This is a genomic window from Pseudomonas sp. AC193 (genome assembly GCF_979258075.1).
Genome location: NZ_OZ409832.1, coordinates 5,367,403 through 5,385,444 on the forward strand (window position 1 = coordinate 5,367,403; position 18,042 = coordinate 5,385,444).

Consider the following 18,042-nt stretch of genomic DNA (forward strand, 5'->3'; position numbering starts at 1 on the left):
TTCTTAATGTAGGAGCTGCCGCAGGCTGCGATCTTTTGACTTTCAAACCGCGATCGAAGGCAGTGCGAGTCCATCAAGCGATTCGGCGCTGCTCGCCTGCTCCGCCATCAACCAATCCACAAACTGCTGAATCAACACCCCACGCCGTTTGCGCTGCGGCAACACCACGTAATACCCCAGCCGCGACAGCGTCGTTTCAGCAATTGGCCGACACAACAAACCCTGACTCAGCAAGTTATCCACAAGGTGCCGCCAGCCAATCGCCACGCCTTGCCCGCCGATCGCCGCTTGGATCAACAGCGTGTAATTGTCGAAACGCAACTGCCCCGGCGCCGGCGGCGTGTTGATGCCTAACTCGCGAAACAAGCCGCTCCAGTCAAACCAGTTACTGCTGTTTTCGCCACGCAGGTGCAGCAGCGGCAACTCAAGCAACGCCTGAGCGGGCAAGGGCAGGGCGCGTTCCTTGAACAGTTGCGGGCTGCACACCGGGAATACTTCTTCACTGAACAACCAATGGCTCTCGCCCTGCTTGAAGCGCCCGTCGCCAAACAGGATCGCCACGTCGATGTCGGTGCGCAGCATGTTGTGGTTGCGTTCGCTGGTGACCAGGCTGACGTCGACGTGGGGATTGGCCTCATGGAAGCGGTGCAGACGCGGCATCAGCCAGTACGCGGCGAAGGCGAAGTCGGTGGCAACTTGCAGTACCTCATGTTGCTGCTGTGCGCTGATCGCGCTCAACCCGGCGTCGATATTCTGCAAACCGAGGCTAACTTGCTCGAAAAGGATTGCACCGACTTCGGTTAACTCGATGCCTCGGTAAATGCGATCAAACAGCCGCGTGCCGAGCTGTTCCTCCAACCGTTTGATCTGCTGGCTGATGGCCGGTTGCGTGGTGCCCAGTTCGACCGCTGCCGCAGTAAAGCTCCGATGGCGGGCGGCAGCTTCAAAGGCGCGTAGCAGGTCGAGCGACAGATCGCCCAAGGCTTCATACATAAGCTGTGCTTATCCTAGTCATTGCCCGGCGCGGGCTTTACCCGACAGAGCATGGACTCCATGCTCGATCGCAGCAATGTCGCATAAATATTCACTATGGAATGCCGCGATCACATGAAGCGCAAGAATATTCTTTTCATCATGGCCGATCAGATGGCCGCGCCAATGTTGCCGTTCTACGGCCCTTCGCCGATCAAACTGCCGAATCTTTCCCGCCTCGCCGCCCAAGGCGTGGTGTTCGATGCCGCTTACTGCAACAGCCCGTTGTGCGCGCCGTCGCGTTTCACCTTGGTCAGTGGCCAGTTGCCGAGCAAGATCGGCGCCTACGACAACGCTGCCGATTTCCCTGCCGATGTGCCGACCTACGCCCACTACTTGCGCCGTCTCGGCTACCGCACGGCGCTGTCGGGCAAGATGCATTTCTGCGGCCCGGATCAGTTGCACGGTTATGAAGAGCGTCTGACCAGCGACATCTACCCGGCCGATTACGGTTGGTCAGTGAACTGGGATGAGCCGGACGTGCGGCCGACCTGGTATCACAACATGTCCTCTGTGTTGCAGGCCGGGCCGTGCGTGCGCACCAACCAACTCGATTTCGACGAAGAGGTGGTGTTCAAAGCGCAGCAGTACCTGTTCGATCACATCCGCGAAGACGGTGATCAGCCGTTCTGCCTGACCGTATCGATGACTCACCCACACGACCCGTACACGATTCCCAAAGCGTTCTGGGATTTGTACGACGATGCCGATATCCCTTTGCCTACAACCCCGGATCAACACGAACTCGATCCGCACTCGCAGCGTCTGCTCAAGGTTTATGACCTCTGGGATAAACCGTTGCCTGTGGATAAGATCCGCGATGCGCGCCGAGCTTACTTCGGAGCGTGCAGCTATATCGACGCCAACGTCGGCAAACTTCTGCAAACCCTCGAGGAAACCGGGCTGATGGATGACACCATCATCGTGTTCTCCGGCGACCACGGCGATATGCTCGGCGAGAAAGGCCTCTGGTACAAAATGCACTGGTACGAAATGGCCGCCCGCGTGCCGCTGTTGATCAGTGCGCCGGGCCAATTTGGTGCCGGTCGGGTCAGCGCGGCTGTATCTACCGCTGACCTGTTGCCGACCTTCGTGGAACTGGCCGGCGGCACGCTGGAACCGGGCTTGCCACTGGATGGCCGCTCGCTGGTCTCGCATCTGCAAGGGCAGGGCGGTCATGACGAAGTGTTCGGCGAATACATGGCCGAAGGCACCGTCAGCCCGTTGATGATGATCCGTCGCGGCGCCTACAAATTTATCTACAGTGAAAGCGACCCTTGCCTACTCTTCGACGTAAGCAACGACCCGCGCGAACTGGAAGAACTCAGTCAATCGCCGCAACATCGCCAGCTGTTCGACGATTTTCTCGCTGAAGCGCGCGCCAAATGGGACATTCCGGCGATTCACCAAGAGGTGCTCGCCAGCCAGCGCCGCCGCCGTTTTGTCGCCGATGCGTTAACCATCGGCAAGCTGAAGAGCTGGGACCACCAGCCGCTGGTGGACGCCAGTCAGCAGTACATGCGCAACCATATCGACCTCGATGATCTGGAACGCAAAGCACGTTATCCACAACCCTGCCAAAACCAATAATGTTAAGGGGAAGTCCATGCGTAAGTTATCCACAGTAGTGACGGTTGGCCTGCTCGCACTGAGCAGCGCCTCGGCGTTCGCCGAGCAGAGTTGCGACACGGTGAAAATGGCCGACCCGGGCTGGAGCGACATTGCCGCGACCAACGCGATCACCGGGTTTCTGCTGGACGGCATGGGCTACAAGGCCAAGGTCGACACCCTCGCGGTGCCGATCACCTTTGGCGGTTTGAAGGATGGCCAGGTGGATGTGTTTCTCGGTAATTGGATGCCGGCGCAGCAGGGCTTCTACGACAAGTTCGTCGCTACCGGCGATGTCACGCAACTGGCGAAAAACCTCGACGGCACCGAATTCACCCTCGCCGTGCCGGACTACGTGTGGGACGCGGGTGTGCATAACTTTGCCGACCTGAATAAGTATGCCGACAAGTTTGATCGCAAGATTTACGGCATCGGCTCGGGTGCGCCGGCGAACATCTCGTTGCAGGAAATCATCAAAAAGAACGACTTCGACATGGGGCAGTGGAAGCTGATCGAGTCCAGCGAACAGGCGATGTTGGCCGAAGTGTCGCGGGCGGTGAAGAAACAGAAATTCGTCACTTTCCTCGGCTGGACGCCGCACCCGATGAACGTGCAGTTGAAAATGCATTACCTCAAGGGCGGCGAGAAGTACTTTGGCGACACCGGCAGCGTGTTTACGTTGACGCGTAAGGGTTATGCCGAGGCGTGTCCGAATGTGGGTAAATTGCTGACCAATCTGTCGTTCACGCAGGAGATGGAGAACAGCATCATGGCTGAGGTGGTGAACAAGAAGATCACTAATGCCGCGGCGGCGAAGGCGTGGATCAAGGCGAATCCGGCGGTGTTGGACAAGTGGCTGGACGGGGTGAAGACGGTAGACGGGAAGGATGCGTTGGCGGCGGTTAAGGCGAAGCTTTGATTGTGGGGTGGCTGGATGAGTGATCGGCTTGAGATTTTTGCCCCCTCACCCCAGCCCTCCCGAAACGTCGGACCGCCCCCAAGGGGGCGAGGGGAAAGGGAGCCGATCGTTGTTGGATTCTAAACTTACGCTCAACTCCGAAATTGCAGGTCAGTGCATCTCCACCAAACACCTCGGTCAGTCCCCTCTCCCTCCGGGAGAGGGCTAGGGTGAGGGCCCTTTCCCTGACACCCTGATAACCTTGAACAAAACCCCAACCGCGAGGATCCATGGCCTTCCCCAGCCGCCACTCTCTCTTCCCCTTCCTCACCTGGCTCCCGCGGCAAACCCGCGCCAGCGTAGGACGGGATCTGATCGTCGGCCTCAGCGGCGCAATTCTCGCGTTACCCCAGTCGATTGCCTACGCACTGATCGCCGGTCTCCCACCCGAATACGGCTTATACGCTGCAATCATCCCGGTGTTGATCGCCTGCCTGTGGGGTTCGTCGTGGCACCTGATCTGCGGCCCGACCGCCGCCATTTCCATCGTGCTGTTCGCCAGCGTCAGCCCTTTGGCCGTGCCGGCGTCGCAGGACTACATCACCCTCATTCTTCTACTGACCTTCCTCGCCGGGATTTTCCAGTGGCTGCTCGGCCTGCTGCGCTTCGGCGCGCTGGTGAATTTCGTCTCGCATTCAGTGGTGCTCGGCTTCACCCTCGGCGCGGCGGTGGTGATTGCCATCGGGCAATTGCCGAACCTGCTGGGGCTGGAGTTACCGGCGAAAGCCACGGCGTTGGCGAGTCTGATGGATCTGCTGCAACACCTCAGGGCTGTGGATAAACCTTCGCTGGTGCTCGGCTTGGCCACGGTGGTGGTCGGCATCGTCCTGAAACAACTGCTGCCGCGCTGGCCGACGCTGTTGATCACACTGGTGCTCGCCAGTCTACTGGTGTGGCTGTGGCCGGCGATGTTTGGCCATGTGCATCTGGTCAGCGCCTTCGTCGGGCGATTGCCGCCGTTCAGTGGCTTGCCGCTGGATCTGGATTTGATCCTGCGTCTGCTGCCGAGCGCCGTGGCGGTGGGCATGCTCGGGCTGGTCACCAGCCTGTCGATTGCCCGCTCGATTTCCGCACGGTCGCAGCAGTTGCTCGACGCCAATCAGGAAGTCCGCGCGCAGGGTTTATCGAATATTGTCGGGGCGTTTTTTTCCGGTTCGTTGTCGGCCGGATCGTTTACCCGCTCGGGATTGAGTTATGAGGCCGGCGCCTGTTCGCCACTGGCCGGGGTGTTTTCGGCGATCTGGGTGGCGCTGTTTGCGATTTTCGGTGCGGGGCTGATTTCACATATTCCGATTCCCGCCATGGCCGGCAGCATTCTGTTGATTGCCTGGGGACTGGTCGATCATCGCGGCATCCGCGCATTGCTGCGGGTCAGCCGTGCCGAGTTCGTGGTCATGGCGCTGACCTGCCTCGCGACATTGTTACTGGAATTGCAGACGGCGATTTATGCCGGGGTATTGGCGTCGCTGTTCTTCTATCTCAAGCGTACCTCGCAGCCGCGCGTGCAGCATTGGCGCGACGGTGAGGATGATGTGTTGCGGGTTGGCGGCTCGATCTTTTTCGGCGCCAGCCATTACCTGCAAGTGCGCTTGCAGCGGATGCACGGCGCGCGGGTGGTGATCGAGGCGCAGCAGATCAACTTCATCGATTATTCGGGGGTGGAGATGCTGCATCAGGAGGCGCGGCGCTTGTTGAGCCAGAATCGTAGTTTGACTTTGCGCCGGGCGCGGCCGCAGGTGGTGGAGGAATTGAGAAAGCTTGAGGGGCCGGAGAAATGTCCGATCCGGTTTGAGGATTGATCCAGGATCGGCGGTGCGGCCATTCGCGAGCAAGCCCGCTCCCACATTTGCAATGCATTCCACTGTGGGAGCGGGCTTGCTCGCGAAGCTTTTAAAGGGCTAATTGTCGACGCAATTCTTCGAGTACTGGCGCCGTATCGGGACGCACACCCCGCCACAAAAAGAACGCCTCGGCGGCCTGCTCGGCCAACATCCCCAACCCATCCATCGACACCGCCGCGCCATGCTCGCTGGCCCAGCGGCAGAACGCCGTCGGTTCCTTGCCGTACATCATGTCGTAGCACAGGGTTTTGCCCGGTTCGATCAGGCTCGGCGCAATCGGCGGTACATCGCCGGTCAGGCTCGCCGACGTCGCATTGATGATCACGTCCACCGGCTCACGCAACCAGTCAAACCCGCTCGCCGAGACTGGCCCCAGATCGCAGAACAACTCGGCCAGCAACTCAGCCTTGTCCACCGTGCGATTGGCGATGATCACCGAGGCCGGTTTCTCCGCCAACAACGGTTCGAGCGCCCCGCGCACTGCGCCTCCAGCACCCAACAACAGAATGCGTTTGCCCGTCAGGCTGAACCCGGCATTCACCGTCAGATCCCGCACCAGCCCGGCGCCGTCGGTGTTGTCGCCGAGCAATGACCCGTCGGCGAGTTTGCTCAAGGTGTTCACCGCGCCAGCACGCTGTGCTCGCGCGGTGAGGCTGTTGGCCAGACGGTAGGCGTCTTCCTTGAACGGCACGGTGACGTTAGCGCCGCGACCTTCTACGAAAAAGGCTTTAGCGCAGCCGGAAAAATCGTCGAGCGGCGCCAGCAGGGTGCCGTAGTCGAGGCTCTGACCGGTCTGCTCAGCGAACAACTTGTGAATCATCGGCGATTTGCTGTGGCCGATCGGGTTACCGAAAACGACGTAACGATCCATCAGAAATCCTCAGGCTTCGGCCAACCAGTCGCGGTCTTGCAGGAAGTACTCGGTCAGACGCGCTTCTTCGCTGCCCGGTTCAGCCTTCCAGTCATAGCCCCAGCGCACTTGCGGCGGCAGCGACATCAGGATCGACTCGGTACGTCCGCCCGATTGCAGGCCGAACAACGTGCCACGGTCATAAACCAGGTTGAACTCGACGTAGCGACCACGGCGGAATTCCTGGAACTCACGCTGCTGCGCGGTGAACGCAGCGTTTTTGCGGCGCTGCACAATCGGCAAATAAGCATCGATGTAGGCGTCGCCGATGGCGCGCATGAAAGCGAAGCTGGTGTCGAAGTCCCACTCGTTCAAGTCATCGAAGAACAGCCCGCCGATGCCGCGCGGTTCGTGGCGGTGTTTGATGTGGAAGTAGGTGTCGCACCAGGCCTTGTAGCGCGGATAAACGTCGGTGCCGAATGGCGCGCAGGCTTGCTCGGCGACGCGATGCCAGTGGATGCAGTCTTCTTCGTTGCCGTAATACGGGGTCAGGTCGAAGCCGCCACCGAACCACCAGACCGGCTCTTCACCTTCCTTTTCGGCGATGAAAAAACGCACGTTGGCGTGGGACGTCGGCACATGCGGGTTGTGCGGGTGGATCACCAGCGACACGCCGAGGGCCTCGAAACCGCGACCGGCCAATTCCGGGCGATGGGCGCTGGCCGATGGCGGCAGACCGCTGCCAAAGACGTGGGAAAAGTTGACGCCGCCCTTTTCGATCAGCGTGCCGTTCTCGATCACGCGGGTGCGACCGCCACCGCCGGCAGGCCGGGTCCAGGCGTCTTCGACGAAGCGCGTGCCGCCGTCTTCGCTTTCGAGTGCGGCGCAGATGCGGTCTTGCAGGTCGAGCAGATAGGCCTTTACGGCGTCGGTGCGGGTCGTCATGGCTTCACCTTGAATCGGGCGGCGCCCCGCAGGCGGGCGACGCAAATGGGCGCGTAGCATACCACCGCAGAACAGCGCGCCGCAGTTGACGAAGATCAAGCATGGGAGTTGGATAGGGGGTTCACGAAAGACCCAAGGAGAGCAGGCAGATGGCAAAGCGTATCCAGTTCCGCGCCCACGGCGGCCCCGAAGTGCTCGAATTTGTTGATTACGAACCCACCGCGCCCGGCCCGAATCAAGTGCGCGTGGCGAACAAGGCGATTGGCCTGAATTTCATCGACACCTATTACCGCAGCGGTCTGTATGCGCCGCCAGCCTTGCCGTCCGGCCTCGGCGCCGAAGGTGCAGGCGTGGTTGACGCGGTCGGTAGCGGCGTCAACCGTTTCAAGGTCGGTGATCGCGTGGCCTACGGCAGCGGCCCGTTGGGCGCTTACAGCGAGTTGCACGTTTTGCCTGAGGCCAATCTGGTGAAACTGCCGGATGAAATCAGTTTCGAAACCGCCGCCGGCGTGATGCTCAAGGGCCTCACCGTGCAGTACCTGCTGCGCCAGACCTATGAATTGAAGGGTGGCGAAACCATTTTGTTCCACGCCGCTGCCGGTGGTGTCGGTTCGCTGGCCTGCCAATGGGCCAAGGCGCTGGGCGTAAAGTTGATCGGCACCGTCAGCTCGAAAGAGAAGGCTGAGCTGGCAAAGGCCAATGGCGCTTGGGCGACCATCGATTACAGCCACGAAAACGTTGCCGAACGCGTGCTGGCGCTGACCGATGGCAAGAAAGTCCCGGTGGTTTACGACGGTGTGGGCAAGGACACGTGGCTGACGTCGCTGGACAGCGTTGCACCGCGTGGTTTGCTGGTGAGTTTCGGTAATGCGTCGGGCGCGGTGGACGGCGTGAATCTGGGGATTCTTGCGGCGAAGGGTTCGCTGTACGTGACGCGGCCGACGTTGGCGACTTACGCCAATAACGCGGAGAACTTGCAGCGGATGGCGGATGAGCTGTTTGAGATGATCATCAGCGGCAAGTTGAAAGTGGATATCAGCCAGCGTTATTCGTTGGCTGAGGCGGCTAAGGCGCAGATTGAGTTGTCGGCTCGACGCACGACAGGGTCGACAATTCTGTTGCCTTGATTGGCCCCATCGCGAGCAGGCTCACTCCTACAGGGGAACGCATTCCAAATGTAGGAGTGAGCCTGCTCGCGATGGAAGCGACGCGGTCTTAAGCCGGGCGCACGATGTTGCCCGTGGCCAAATCACGAATCAGGCTCGGGTTCTTGCGCCCACCCAATTCCCCGCCCAACACCAGATCAATCTGCCCACGGAAATACTGTTCAACACGCAACCGCGTGCGCGCTGCCGGGCGCCCTTGCGGGTTGGCCGAGGTCGAAATCAACGGGCCGACCATCGAGCACAGATCACGCACTTGGGGATGATCGCTAACGCGCAGCGCCACCGTGTCGTGCACACCCGTCACCCATTCCGGCAACAAGCCCTGATGCGGCACCAGCCAGGTGTTCGGCCCCGGCCAGGTGCTGGCCATGCGGTCGAGCCACTCTTGCGGGAAGTCTTCGAACAGGAAGTCGAACTGGCGAATGTTGTCGGCGACCAGAATCAGGCCCTTATTGACCGAGCGATTCTTGATCGCCAGCAGCCGATCCACCGCTTCTTCATTCCACGGGTCGCAACCCAGGCCCCAGACGGCTTCGGTTGGATAGGCAATCACCGCCCCGGCGCGAATTTCTCGTGCGGCTTGTTGCACACGCCAACTGTTGACCATGAAAAAACTCTCCACAAACAGGTTTCGCGCAGTTTACCGATCTTCCTTGTAAAACCTAGCTCACCCGCGCAAACCAGCGGCCGTTTTCACTCACCGCGCGGCCATCCATTTCCAGTTCGGTCAGCGCTGCCAGCACTTTCGGTAACGCCCAGCCGCTGCTGTCCGCCAGACCTTCGCTGGTATGCGGCGCGGCGTGCAGCAACATGAGCAGTGGATGATCGACTTGCGGCGTGTCTGTGGACAGCGGCAAGCGCTGCCAGCCGCGCAGGGCTTCGAGGATGTGCTCGATGGTTTCCACGAGCACCGCGCCATCGCGAATCAACTGGTGACAACCGCGCGCGCCGGGGTGATGAATCGAGCCGGGAATCGCGTAAACCTCGCGCCCCTGTTCCGCTGCCAGCCGCGCCGTGATCAAGGATCCGCTAGCAACGCTGGCCTCGACCACCAGAACGCCAAGGGACAAACCGCTGATGATCCGGTTGCGCCGGGGGAAGTTGCTCGCGGTCGGCCCGGCGTCCAGCGGAAACTCCGAAAGCACCGCGCTGCCGGACGCGATCATTGCGTCGCAGAGGCGTCGATTGCGCTGTGGATAAAAGTTTTCCAGCCCGGTGCCGAGCACCCCGACGGTCAGCCCGCCGACATCCAGCGCGGCTTGATGCGCAGCAGCATCAATGCCCAGCGCCAGACCGCTGGTGATGACAAAACCGGCCCCGGCGAGGCTGCGGGAAAACGCCGCCGCCGTGTCCATTCCCGGACGCGAAGCGCGGCGACTGCCGACCATCGCCAACTGCGGTTTCTCCAGAATCAGTGGATCACCCGCGACAAACAGCAGCGGCGGTGGATCCGGGATCTGTGCCAGCAGTGCCGGGTAATCCGGCTGATCCCACATCAGCAAATGATGCTCCGGCCGCTCTAGCCAGCGCATTGCGTGGCTGGCGCCATCGCGCACTTGCGGGCAACGGCGCGCTTCGGCACTCGCCGCCGGCATTCCCAACGAACGCCAGGCACTCGCGGGCGCGCTGATGGCTTTCGAGGCCGAGCCAAAGGCTTCGAGCAATTTGCTAAAACGCTTCGGTCCGATTTCCGGCAAGCGGTGCAGGCGCAGGCGCGCTTCCAGTTCTGCCGGGGAAACCGGCGCGGAGGCAGACATCATCATGGATCATCCTTGATCGTTATAAGCTCCGAACCATTCGGAACAAGCTGTGGATAACTCTGTTGGTAACTTGTGAAGCAAGCTTACGGATTTCGCACCTTGTCGAGCACCGCCAGCGAGCGCGATGCGTTAAGGACGAGGCCGTAACTGAGTTTGTCGTAGGTGCGGAACACCATCAGCAACCCGGCGCGTTCGTCGGGAATTTTCAGCGGTTGGCCAGTGATGCGGTCGCGCACGGTTTCGCCGGTTTTCATGACCTCCAGCACGTTGCCTTCGACCAATCCGTCGCGTTTGCCCTTGTTCAGTGTGACCACGTCCATCACGCCGATCTGAGTGACGCCGCGTGGCACGTCGATGATCACGCCGTTGATCTGGGTAGCGGGTGCGCTGGGCATGAACGTCGAGTTGATTGAACGCTCTTCGCCGCTGAACAAACGGTCGCCGAGGCGAACTTCCTGCGTGGTGCGTTGCAGGGCGAGGGTGGCAACGTCACCTTCGGTCGCGACGATTTCACCGCCGCCGATGTCGTCGGCGTTGATGCCGAGGAACTCCTTGGTCTGCGGATCGGTGTAGACCTTGCCCTGGCGGAAGATGCCGTAGACCGGTTGATTCGGGTCGAAATGGCCACGCGCGTAGATGCGGTCGCCGGTACCGCTGAGTACTCGTTCGGCATCGCCGGCGACGATATACGGCGCCTTGTCGAAATCTTCGGCCTTGTCGACGATGCGGTTGCTCAGCAGAAAACTGTTGATCGATTTCAGCGGAATGCTCGGAATCGCCTCGGCCACCGGGCTGGTGCGAATCCGTGGTGAGAGTTTGATGGTGCCGCGCGACTCGCCGCGATTGAGCGTCAGACGCGGCTGGCCATTGACGTAGCTGAGCGTCAGCGTGTCGCCGGGATAGATCAGGTTGGGGTTCTCAATTTGCGGATTGGCCCGCCACAACTGCGGCCATTGCCAGGGCTCGCGCAGGTATTTTCCGGAAATGTCCCAGAGTGTGTCACCCGTAACCACCGTGTATTGCTGTGGAAAACCATCCCTGAGTTGCACTTGCCCTTGCGCTACGCCAGCCGAAGCCAGCAACAGCAGGGCGAGTAGTGTTTTCCTCATGCAGTGAATCCCTTTATCATGTGCGTTCGCGTGAACCGTCAGAGCCCCCGTGGCTCGCTTGAGCAAAATGCACAAGCTACGCTTCACAAACGGTAGCCTGCATCTTCGGACCTGCCAGGCCATCGACCCGACTTTACTCAACACGTGCAGCAATCAAAGCCTATGGCCATTTTAGACATCCTCGAATTTCCGGACCCGCGTCTGCGCACTATCGCCAAACCTGTGGCTGTAGTGGACGACGAAGTGCGTCAGTTGGTCGACGACATGTTTGAAACAATGTATGAAGCGCCGGGCATCGGCCTCGCCGCGACCCAGGTCAACGTGCACAAACGTATCGTCGTGATGGACCTTTCCGAAGACCGTACCGAGCCCCGGGTATTCATCAACCCCGAGTTCGAATCGCTGACCGAAGAAATGGAGCAATACCAGGAAGGCTGCCTCTCGGTACCGGGTTTCTACGAAAACGTCGACCGCCCGCAGAAGGTCAAGATCAAGGCGCTGGACCGCGACGGCAAGCCCTATGAACTGATCGCCGAAGGCCTGCTCGCGGTGTGCATCCAGCACGAATGCGACCACCTCAACGGCAAATTGTTCGTCGATTACCTGTCCACGCTCAAACGCGACCGGATCAAGAAGAAACTGGAAAAGCTCCACCGCCAGAACGCTTGATGCCCCTCCTTCAAAGGCTTGCTGCGGCAAGCCTTTTTCTTTTCAAGAGACGCCTTCCATGACTGAGCCACTGCGCATCGTTTTTGCCGGTACCCCGGAATTTGCCGCCGAACACCTCAAGGCACTGCTGAGCAGCCCTTACGAGATCGTTGCGGTCTACACCCAGCCGGATCGTCCGGCCGGTCGCGGGCAAAAACTGATGCCGAGCCCGGTCAAACAGCTCGCGCTGGAAAATAATATCCAGGTGTTGCAGCCGCCGACGTTGCGCAACGCTGACGCTCAAGCCGAGCTGGCCGCGCTGAAGCCGGATTTGCTGGTGGTGGTCGCCTACGGCCTGATCCTGCCGCAAGTGGTGCTGGATATTCCGCGCCTGGGTTGCATCAACAGTCACGCCTCGTTGCTGCCACGCTGGCGCGGTGCGGCGCCGATCCAGCGCGCCGTCGAACACGGTGATGCCGAAAGCGGCGTGACCGTGATGCGCATGGAAGCTGGCCTCGACACCGGGCCGATGCTGCTCAAGGTCGTCACCCCGATCACTGGCGAAGACACTGGCGGCTCCTTGCATGATCGCCTCGCCGAGATGGGCCCGCCGGCCGTGGTGCAAGCGATTGCCGGTCTGGCCGCAGGCACGCTGGAAGGCGAAGTGCAGAACGATGAACTCGCCACTTACGCGCACAAATTGAACAAAGACGAAGCACGCATCGACTGGAGCCGTCCGGCGGTTGAACTGGAGCGACTGGTGCGCGCCTTCAATCCATGGCCGATCACCCACAGCACCCTCAACGGTGAAGCGCTGAAAGTGCTGGCGGCGACCATTGCCGACGGCAACGGCGCGCCGGGTGAAATCCTCAGCGCCAGCAAGGACGGCCTGGTCGTTGCGTGCGGCGAACAGGCGCTGTGCCTGACCCGCCTGCAGTTGCCCGGCGGCAAAGCGCTGAACTTCAGCGATCTGTTCAACAGCCGTCGCGAGAAATTCGCTGTCGGCACCGTGCTCGGCGCAGCGGTGGACGCGCAATGAACCCGCGTCTGGCCGCCGCCAAGGCACTCGCCGCCGTGCTCAGCGGCAAAGCTTCGCTGAACAGTTCGCTGCCGACACAACTGGACAAGGTCGAGGATCGCGATCGCGGTTTCACTCAGGATCTGGCGTTCGGCACCGCGCGCTGGCAGCCACGCCTGTCGGCACTGGCGGAAAAACTTCTGCAGAAACCGTTCAAAACCGCCGACGCCGATGTCGAGGCGTTGCTGCTGGTCGGCCTCTACCAATTGCTCTACACCCGCGTGCCGGCCCACGCCGCCATCGGCGAAACCGTCGGTTGCGCCGACAAGCTGAAAAAACCGTGGGCCAAAGGCCTGCTCAACGCGGTGCTGCGCAACGCTCAGCGCGAAAGCGAAACGATTTTTGCCGAACTGGAGCGTGATCCGGTGGTGCGTACCGCCCATCCGCGCTGGCTGCAGAAATCCCTCAAGGCTTTCTGGCCGGAACAGTGGGAAGCCATCTGCGAAGCGAACAACGCGCATCCGCCGATGATCCTCCGGGTCAACCGCCGCCATCACAGCCGCGACGCCTACCTCGGCTTGCTGACTGAAGCCGGAATTGCCGCAACGCCCTGCGTTTACAGCCGCGACGGCATCATTCTCGAAGCCGCCGCCGATGTGCGCAGCCTGCCGGGTTTCGCCGAAGGCTGGATCAGCGTGCAGGACGAAGCGGCGCAACTGGCCGCCGACCTGCTCGACCTGGCGCCAGGCCAACGCGTGCTCGACGCCTGCTGCGCGCCGGGTGGCAAGACTTGTCACATCCTCGAAGCCGAAGCGGCGCTGGCCGGCGTGGTCGCGGTGGATCTGGAAGCCAAGCGACTGGTGCGAGTGAAGGAAAACCTTGAACGCCTCGGCCTCAACGCCGAACTGATCGCCGCTGACGGTCGCGACACCGAAAAATGGTGGGACGGCAAACCGTTCCAGCGCATCCTGCTCGACGCGCCGTGCTCGGCCACCGGCGTGATCCGTCGCCATCCGGACATCAAGCTGACCCGTCAGCCGGACGACATCGTCGCCCTCGCGCAACTGCAAGGCGAGCTGCTCGAGGCCATGTGGAAAACCCTCGAAGTCGGCGGCATTCTGCTTTATGCCACCTGCTCGACGCTGCCGACCGAGAACACCGAAGTCATCGCCGCGTTTCTTGAGCGCACACCGGGCGCCCGCGAACTGGATCTGGCCACCACGGCCGGGATCAAACAGCCCCATGGTCGCCAATTGCTGGCCCAGCAGGGCGGGCATGACGGGTTCTACTACGCCAAGCTGATCAAGATCGCTGCCGCACGCGGCTAAATGGATTCAATGGAGTGACTGGATGAAAATCATCATCCTCGGGGCAGGGCAGGTCGGCGGTTCGCTGGCTGAGCACCTCGCCAGCGAAGCCAACGACATCACCGTGGTCGACACCGACGGCGAACGCCTGCGCGACCTCGGCGACCGTCTCGACATCCGTACCATTCAGGGCCGAGGCTCGTTGCCGACGGTGCTGCGTCAGGCCGGCGCGGACGACGCCGACATGCTGGTGGCGGTGACCAACAGCGACGAAACCAACATGGTCGCCTGTCAGGTCGCCCACACGTTGTTTCACACGCCGACGAAAATCGCCCGAGTGCGCGAAGCTTCGTACCTGACGCGTGAAGAGCAGTTGTTCCAGAACGAAGCGATTCCGGTCGACGTGCTGATCAGCCCCGAGCAAGTGGTGACCAATTACATCAAGCGCCTGATCGAATATCCGGGCGCGTTGCAAGTGATCGACTTCGCCGGAGGTCAGGCGCAACTGGTCGCGGTGCGTGCCTATTACGGCGGGCCGCTGGTCGGTCAGCAACTGCGCCAGTTGCGTGAGCACATGCCGAATGTCGAAACCCGCGTCGCAGCGATTTTCCGTCGTGACCGGCCGATCTTGCCGCAGGGCGACACGGTGATCGAGGCCGACGATGAAGTCTTCTTCATCGCCGCCCGTGAGAACATTCGCGCAGTGATGAGCGAAATGCGCCGTCTCGACGAAACCTACAAACGCATCGTCATTGCTGGCGGCGGACAGATCGGTGAGCGCCTGGCCGAGGCCATCGAAAGCCGTTATCAGGTGAAAATCATCGAGATGAACCCGGCGCGCTGCCGCTACCTCTCCGACACCCTCGACAGCACCGTGGTGCTGCAGGGCAGCGCGTCCGACCGCGACTTGCTGCTGGAAGAGAACATCGCCGACGCCGATATCTTCCTCGCGCTGACCAACGATGACGAAGCCAACATCATGTCGTCGCTGCTGGCGAAACGGCTGGGGGCGAAGAAAGTCATGACGATCATCAACAACCCGGCCTACGTCGACCTGATTCAGGGCGGTGACATCGACATCGCCATCAGCCCGCAACTGGCGACCATCGGCACGTTACTGGCGCACGTACGCCGTGGCGATATCGTCAGCGTGCACTCACTGCGTCGCGGCGCGGCGGAAGCGATCGAGGCGATTGCCCACGGTGATGCGAAATCGAGCAAGGTGATCGGCAAACCGATCGAGAAGATCGGCCTGCCGCCGGGCACCACGATTGGCGCGGTAATCCGCAACGAACAAGTGATCATCGCCCACGACGACACGGTGATCGAAGCGGGCGACCATGTGATTCTGTTCCTTGTGGATAAAAAGCATATTCGCGATGTGGAGAAGCTGTTTCATGTGGGGTTGAGCTTCTTCTGATCCGGAATTTTCGCTGACTGTGATGGCCTCTTCGCGAGCAAGCCCGCTCCCACATTTGGAGTGCGTTTCCCCTGTGGGAGCGGGCTTGCTCGCGAAAGCGGCCTCACTAAACAAGATCAGCACCTGACACTCCGTCGATAAGGAATCCACCCATGCTCGAATCCCTGGAAAAAATGCTCGCCAAGGGTGTGGATAACTCTCTGCTGCGCTTCGGCCTGGGCAAGGGCAATCTGGATCTGGGCGAAAACGCCAAGGCTGCCGAGCATTTCCAGCGCTGCGTCGGCTTCGATCCGAAGTATTCCGCCGCGTGGAAACTGTTGGGCAAGGCGCAACTGGCGCTGGGCGACACTGCCGCCGCGCGTCTGGCATGGGAACAAGGTCTGGAAGCCGCTCGCGTCCATGGCGACAAGCAGGCCGAGAAGGAAATGACGGTGTTTTTGAAGAAACTCGATCGTCAGGCGCAGTGACGTTCTACAAGTAGCGCAAGCCGATGCCTTCGGCGTCGACCGTTACCACTTCCATTCGCACGCGTGGCGCGCCTGTGGGTAAATCCTGCACCTGGCCGTAAACCACCGCACCTTTGGGCAACGACGCCAGGCTCGGATGCTGCACATACACCCCGGTCGGCGATAGGTTGCGGGTTTGCCCGAGGCATTCGCCGAAGCTGTCGTGGGTGATTTTGATGCGGAAGGATTTGCGGTGTTCGGACATCTTGGTGCGCCCTTTTTTTGAACGGTTCTGTGGATAACCTCAAGCAAGATCAAAAGATCGCAGCCTGCGGCAGCTCCTACAAGTTATCCACAGAGTGTGCCAACTTCGTCAGTACCAGCGTTCTTCGCCGGGTGGACGCTTTTTGAAGCGCTTCATGCTCCACATGTACTGGCTCGGATAGGCGGCGACGTAGCGCTCGACGACTTTGCTCATCGCTGCGCAGGATTCGGCGGTATCGGTGCTGTACATGGCTTCGGGCGCGGCTTCGAGGATCACTTTGTAGCCAGAACCGTCGGGCAGGCGCAGCGCATGCAGGAACACGCCGACGGCTTTGCCACCGGCCAACATGTTCGGCACGAATTTGCTCGTCAGCGCCTGCGTGGCGAAGAACGGCACGAAGATCCCGGCGGATTCGGCCGGTTCCGGGTCAGCGGGGATGCCCACTGCACCACCTTTGCGCACTTCCTTGATAACGCTGAGGATGCCTTCCTTGGTGGAGGCGGCGACCTTGTTGCCCAGTTGCACGCGCTGTTTGCGCAGCAATTCGTCCACAGCTTTGAGCTTCGGCGGGCGATAGAAAATGATCGGTTTGCACTGACTGCAATAGAAGTGGTTGAGCACTTCCCAGTTGCCGAGGTGGCTGGTGATGCCGACCACGCCTTTGCCCGAGGCCAAGGCGTCTTTGAGCACGTCGAGGCCTTCGACTTCGCGCACCAGATCGATCGAACGCTGCGCCGGCCAGATCCACGCGCAGGCGCTTTCGGTCAGCGACTTGCCGATGTCTTTCAGGCTCTGCCCGACCAGACGCTCACGTTCGGCCGGATCCATCTGTGGAAAACATTTGGCGAGGTTGATCCGCACCACGTCGCGGGAGCGGTTGGGGGTTTTCCACATGATCCAGCCGATCGCCGAACCCACGGCCTGCACGGCCCGCCATGGCAGCAGGGCAAACAGCCGCAGAGCGCCTACCAGCAAGGCGCCTTTAAACTTTTCCACAGGTCACTCCTGATCTTGTGCGGTGCGCGAGGCGGCCATTCTAACCGGCGTTGACGAGCTGCGCGTAGCGGTCGCAGTCGCGGGTGTGATCCATGACCATGCCCGAAGCCTGCATCAGCGCGTAGCAAATGGTCGGGCCGACGAACGTGAAACCGGCCTTTTTCAGGGCTTTGCTCATCGCCAGTGCTTCGGGGGTAATCGCCGGGACTTCGCTGCGATCCTTGAAATGATTGATGATCGGTTGGTCGTTGACGAACGACCAGAGGAAGGCCACCGGATCCTCCAGCGCCAGCCAGGCCTGGGCATTGCGCCGGGCGGCGTTGAGTTTGAGGCGGTTGCGGATGATCCCCGGATCGAGCATCAATTCGTCGATTTCGGCGTCGCTCATCTGCGCCACGCGCTGCACGTCGAAGCCGAACAGCACCTCGCGATAACGCTCGCGTTTGCGCAGCACGGTGATCCACGACAGGCCAGCCTGGAACCCTTCGAGCAAAAGCAACTCGAACAAACCCTGCGCATCGCGTAGCGGCGTGCCCCACTCCTGATCGTGATAAGCCATGTACAGCGGATCTTCGGTACACCAAAAGCAGCGTGGCATAAGGCTCCAGGGGGTGGAGGTGCGACTGAATCGGGTATACTCCCGCTCTTTAAATCGCAGCCCAAGAAACAGGTG

The 18,042-nt window shown here is 60.9% G+C and carries 18 protein-coding genes; 9 read left to right on the forward strand and 9 right to left on the reverse strand.

What is annotated here, in order from left to right; translation table 11 throughout:
• Positions 1-42: 42 nt before the first annotated feature.
• Positions 43-993 carry a choline sulfate utilization transcriptional regulator gene (locus tag ACZZ0D_RS24080; protein WP_463554457.1) on the reverse strand — a complete coding sequence of 317 codons (951 nt, stop codon included), beginning with the start codon at positions 991-993 and terminating at the stop codon, positions 43-45.
• A 114-nt stretch (positions 994-1,107) separates the two neighbouring features.
• Between ACZZ0D_RS24080 and betC the strand changes: the two genes are divergently transcribed.
• The 3 genes from betC to ACZZ0D_RS24095 all read left to right on the forward strand — a co-directional run bounded on the left by betC (position 1,108) and on the right by ACZZ0D_RS24095 (position 5,397).
• The gene (gene betC / locus ACZZ0D_RS24085; protein WP_463554458.1) at positions 1,108-2,622 is read left to right on the forward strand and encodes a choline-sulfatase; all 1,515 of its coding nucleotides are present in this window, start codon (positions 1,108-1,110) and stop codon (positions 2,620-2,622) included.
• Positions 2,623-2,638: 16 nt separating this feature from the next.
• A complete protein-coding gene (gene choX, locus ACZZ0D_RS24090) occupies positions 2,639-3,559 on the forward strand; it encodes a choline ABC transporter substrate-binding protein (protein ID WP_426618754.1) in 921 nt (306 codons plus the stop codon).
• 269 nt (positions 3,560-3,828) lie between these two features.
• Positions 3,829-5,397, forward strand: coding sequence for a SulP family inorganic anion transporter (locus tag ACZZ0D_RS24095; protein ID WP_463554459.1), 1,569 nt, complete (start codon positions 3,829-3,831; stop codon positions 5,395-5,397).
• Between the two features lie 91 nt (positions 5,398-5,488).
• Here ACZZ0D_RS24095 and aroE read toward each other — a convergent pair whose 3' ends face one another.
• Both aroE and hemF read right to left on the reverse strand, forming a co-directional pair.
• Positions 5,489-6,310, reverse strand: coding sequence for a shikimate dehydrogenase (aroE, locus tag ACZZ0D_RS24100; protein WP_463554460.1), 822 nt, complete (start codon positions 6,308-6,310; stop codon positions 5,489-5,491).
• Positions 6,311-6,319: 9 nt separating this feature from the next.
• Positions 6,320-7,234, reverse strand: coding sequence for an oxygen-dependent coproporphyrinogen oxidase (gene hemF, locus ACZZ0D_RS24105; RefSeq protein ID WP_053125461.1), 915 nt, complete (start codon positions 7,232-7,234; stop codon positions 6,320-6,322).
• Positions 7,235-7,383: 149 nt separating this feature from the next.
• Between hemF and ACZZ0D_RS24110 the strand changes: the two genes are divergently transcribed.
• Positions 7,384-8,361 (forward strand): quinone oxidoreductase family protein, encoded by a 978-nt coding sequence (locus tag ACZZ0D_RS24110; protein WP_463554461.1) that lies wholly within the window; start codon positions 7,384-7,386, stop codon positions 8,359-8,361.
• A gap of 88 nt (positions 8,362-8,449) precedes the next feature.
• On the opposite strand, the gene tsaC is transcribed toward ACZZ0D_RS24110, so the two are convergent.
• The 3 genes from tsaC to ACZZ0D_RS24125 form a co-directional block, all read right to left on the reverse strand.
• Complete coding sequence (gene tsaC, locus ACZZ0D_RS24115) at positions 8,450-9,007, reverse strand: L-threonylcarbamoyladenylate synthase type 1 TsaC (RefSeq protein ID WP_053125335.1); 558 nt, start codon at positions 9,005-9,007, stop codon at positions 8,450-8,452.
• 55 nt (positions 9,008-9,062) lie between these two features.
• Complete coding sequence (gene dprA / locus ACZZ0D_RS24120; RefSeq protein ID WP_212550265.1) at positions 9,063-10,163, reverse strand: DNA-processing protein DprA; 1,101 nt, start codon at positions 10,161-10,163, stop codon at positions 9,063-9,065.
• A gap of 80 nt (positions 10,164-10,243) precedes the next feature.
• Positions 10,244-11,269 (reverse strand): LysM peptidoglycan-binding domain-containing protein, encoded by a 1,026-nt coding sequence (locus ACZZ0D_RS24125; RefSeq protein ID WP_053125331.1) that lies wholly within the window; start codon positions 11,267-11,269, stop codon positions 10,244-10,246.
• Positions 11,270-11,431: 162 nt separating this feature from the next.
• Here ACZZ0D_RS24125 and def point away from each other — a divergent pair, with 162 nt between their 5' ends.
• From def to ACZZ0D_RS24150, 5 genes are all read left to right on the forward strand, one after another.
• A complete protein-coding gene (gene def, locus ACZZ0D_RS24130; RefSeq protein WP_053125329.1) occupies positions 11,432-11,938 on the forward strand; it encodes a peptide deformylase in 507 nt (168 codons plus the stop codon).
• Between the two features lie 58 nt (positions 11,939-11,996).
• A complete protein-coding gene (fmt, locus tag ACZZ0D_RS24135) occupies positions 11,997-12,956 on the forward strand; it encodes a methionyl-tRNA formyltransferase (RefSeq protein ID WP_212550267.1) in 960 nt (319 codons plus the stop codon).
• Positions 12,953-14,263 (forward strand): 16S rRNA (cytosine(967)-C(5))-methyltransferase RsmB, encoded by a 1,311-nt coding sequence (gene rsmB, locus ACZZ0D_RS24140; RefSeq protein ID WP_463554463.1) that lies wholly within the window; start codon positions 12,953-12,955, stop codon positions 14,261-14,263. Before fmt ends, rsmB begins: the two co-directional genes overlap by 4 nt.
• A 22-nt stretch (positions 14,264-14,285) precedes the next feature.
• A complete protein-coding gene (gene trkA / locus ACZZ0D_RS24145; RefSeq protein ID WP_053125322.1) occupies positions 14,286-15,662 on the forward strand; it encodes a Trk system potassium transporter TrkA in 1,377 nt (458 codons plus the stop codon).
• Positions 15,663-15,814: 152 nt separating this feature from the next.
• The gene (locus tag ACZZ0D_RS24150) at positions 15,815-16,129 is read left to right on the forward strand and encodes a tetratricopeptide repeat protein (protein WP_463554464.1); all 315 of its coding nucleotides are present in this window, start codon (positions 15,815-15,817) and stop codon (positions 16,127-16,129) included.
• A 4-nt stretch (positions 16,130-16,133) separates the two neighbouring features.
• On the opposite strand, the gene ACZZ0D_RS24155 is transcribed toward ACZZ0D_RS24150, so the two are convergent.
• The 3 genes from ACZZ0D_RS24155 to ACZZ0D_RS24165 form a co-directional block, all read right to left on the reverse strand.
• Positions 16,134-16,373 carry a PilZ domain-containing protein gene (locus ACZZ0D_RS24155; RefSeq protein ID WP_053125318.1) on the reverse strand — a complete coding sequence of 80 codons (240 nt, stop codon included), beginning with the start codon at positions 16,371-16,373 and terminating at the stop codon, positions 16,134-16,136.
• Between the two features lie 108 nt (positions 16,374-16,481).
• The gene (locus ACZZ0D_RS24160; protein ID WP_008084359.1) at positions 16,482-17,369 is read right to left on the reverse strand and encodes a lysophospholipid acyltransferase; all 888 of its coding nucleotides are present in this window, start codon (positions 17,367-17,369) and stop codon (positions 16,482-16,484) included.
• A gap of 40 nt (positions 17,370-17,409) precedes the next feature.
• Entirely contained in the window at positions 17,410-17,967 is a 558-nt protein-coding gene (locus tag ACZZ0D_RS24165) for a DNA-3-methyladenine glycosylase I (protein ID WP_212545435.1), read from the reverse strand.
• Positions 17,968-18,042 lie beyond the last annotated feature (75 nt).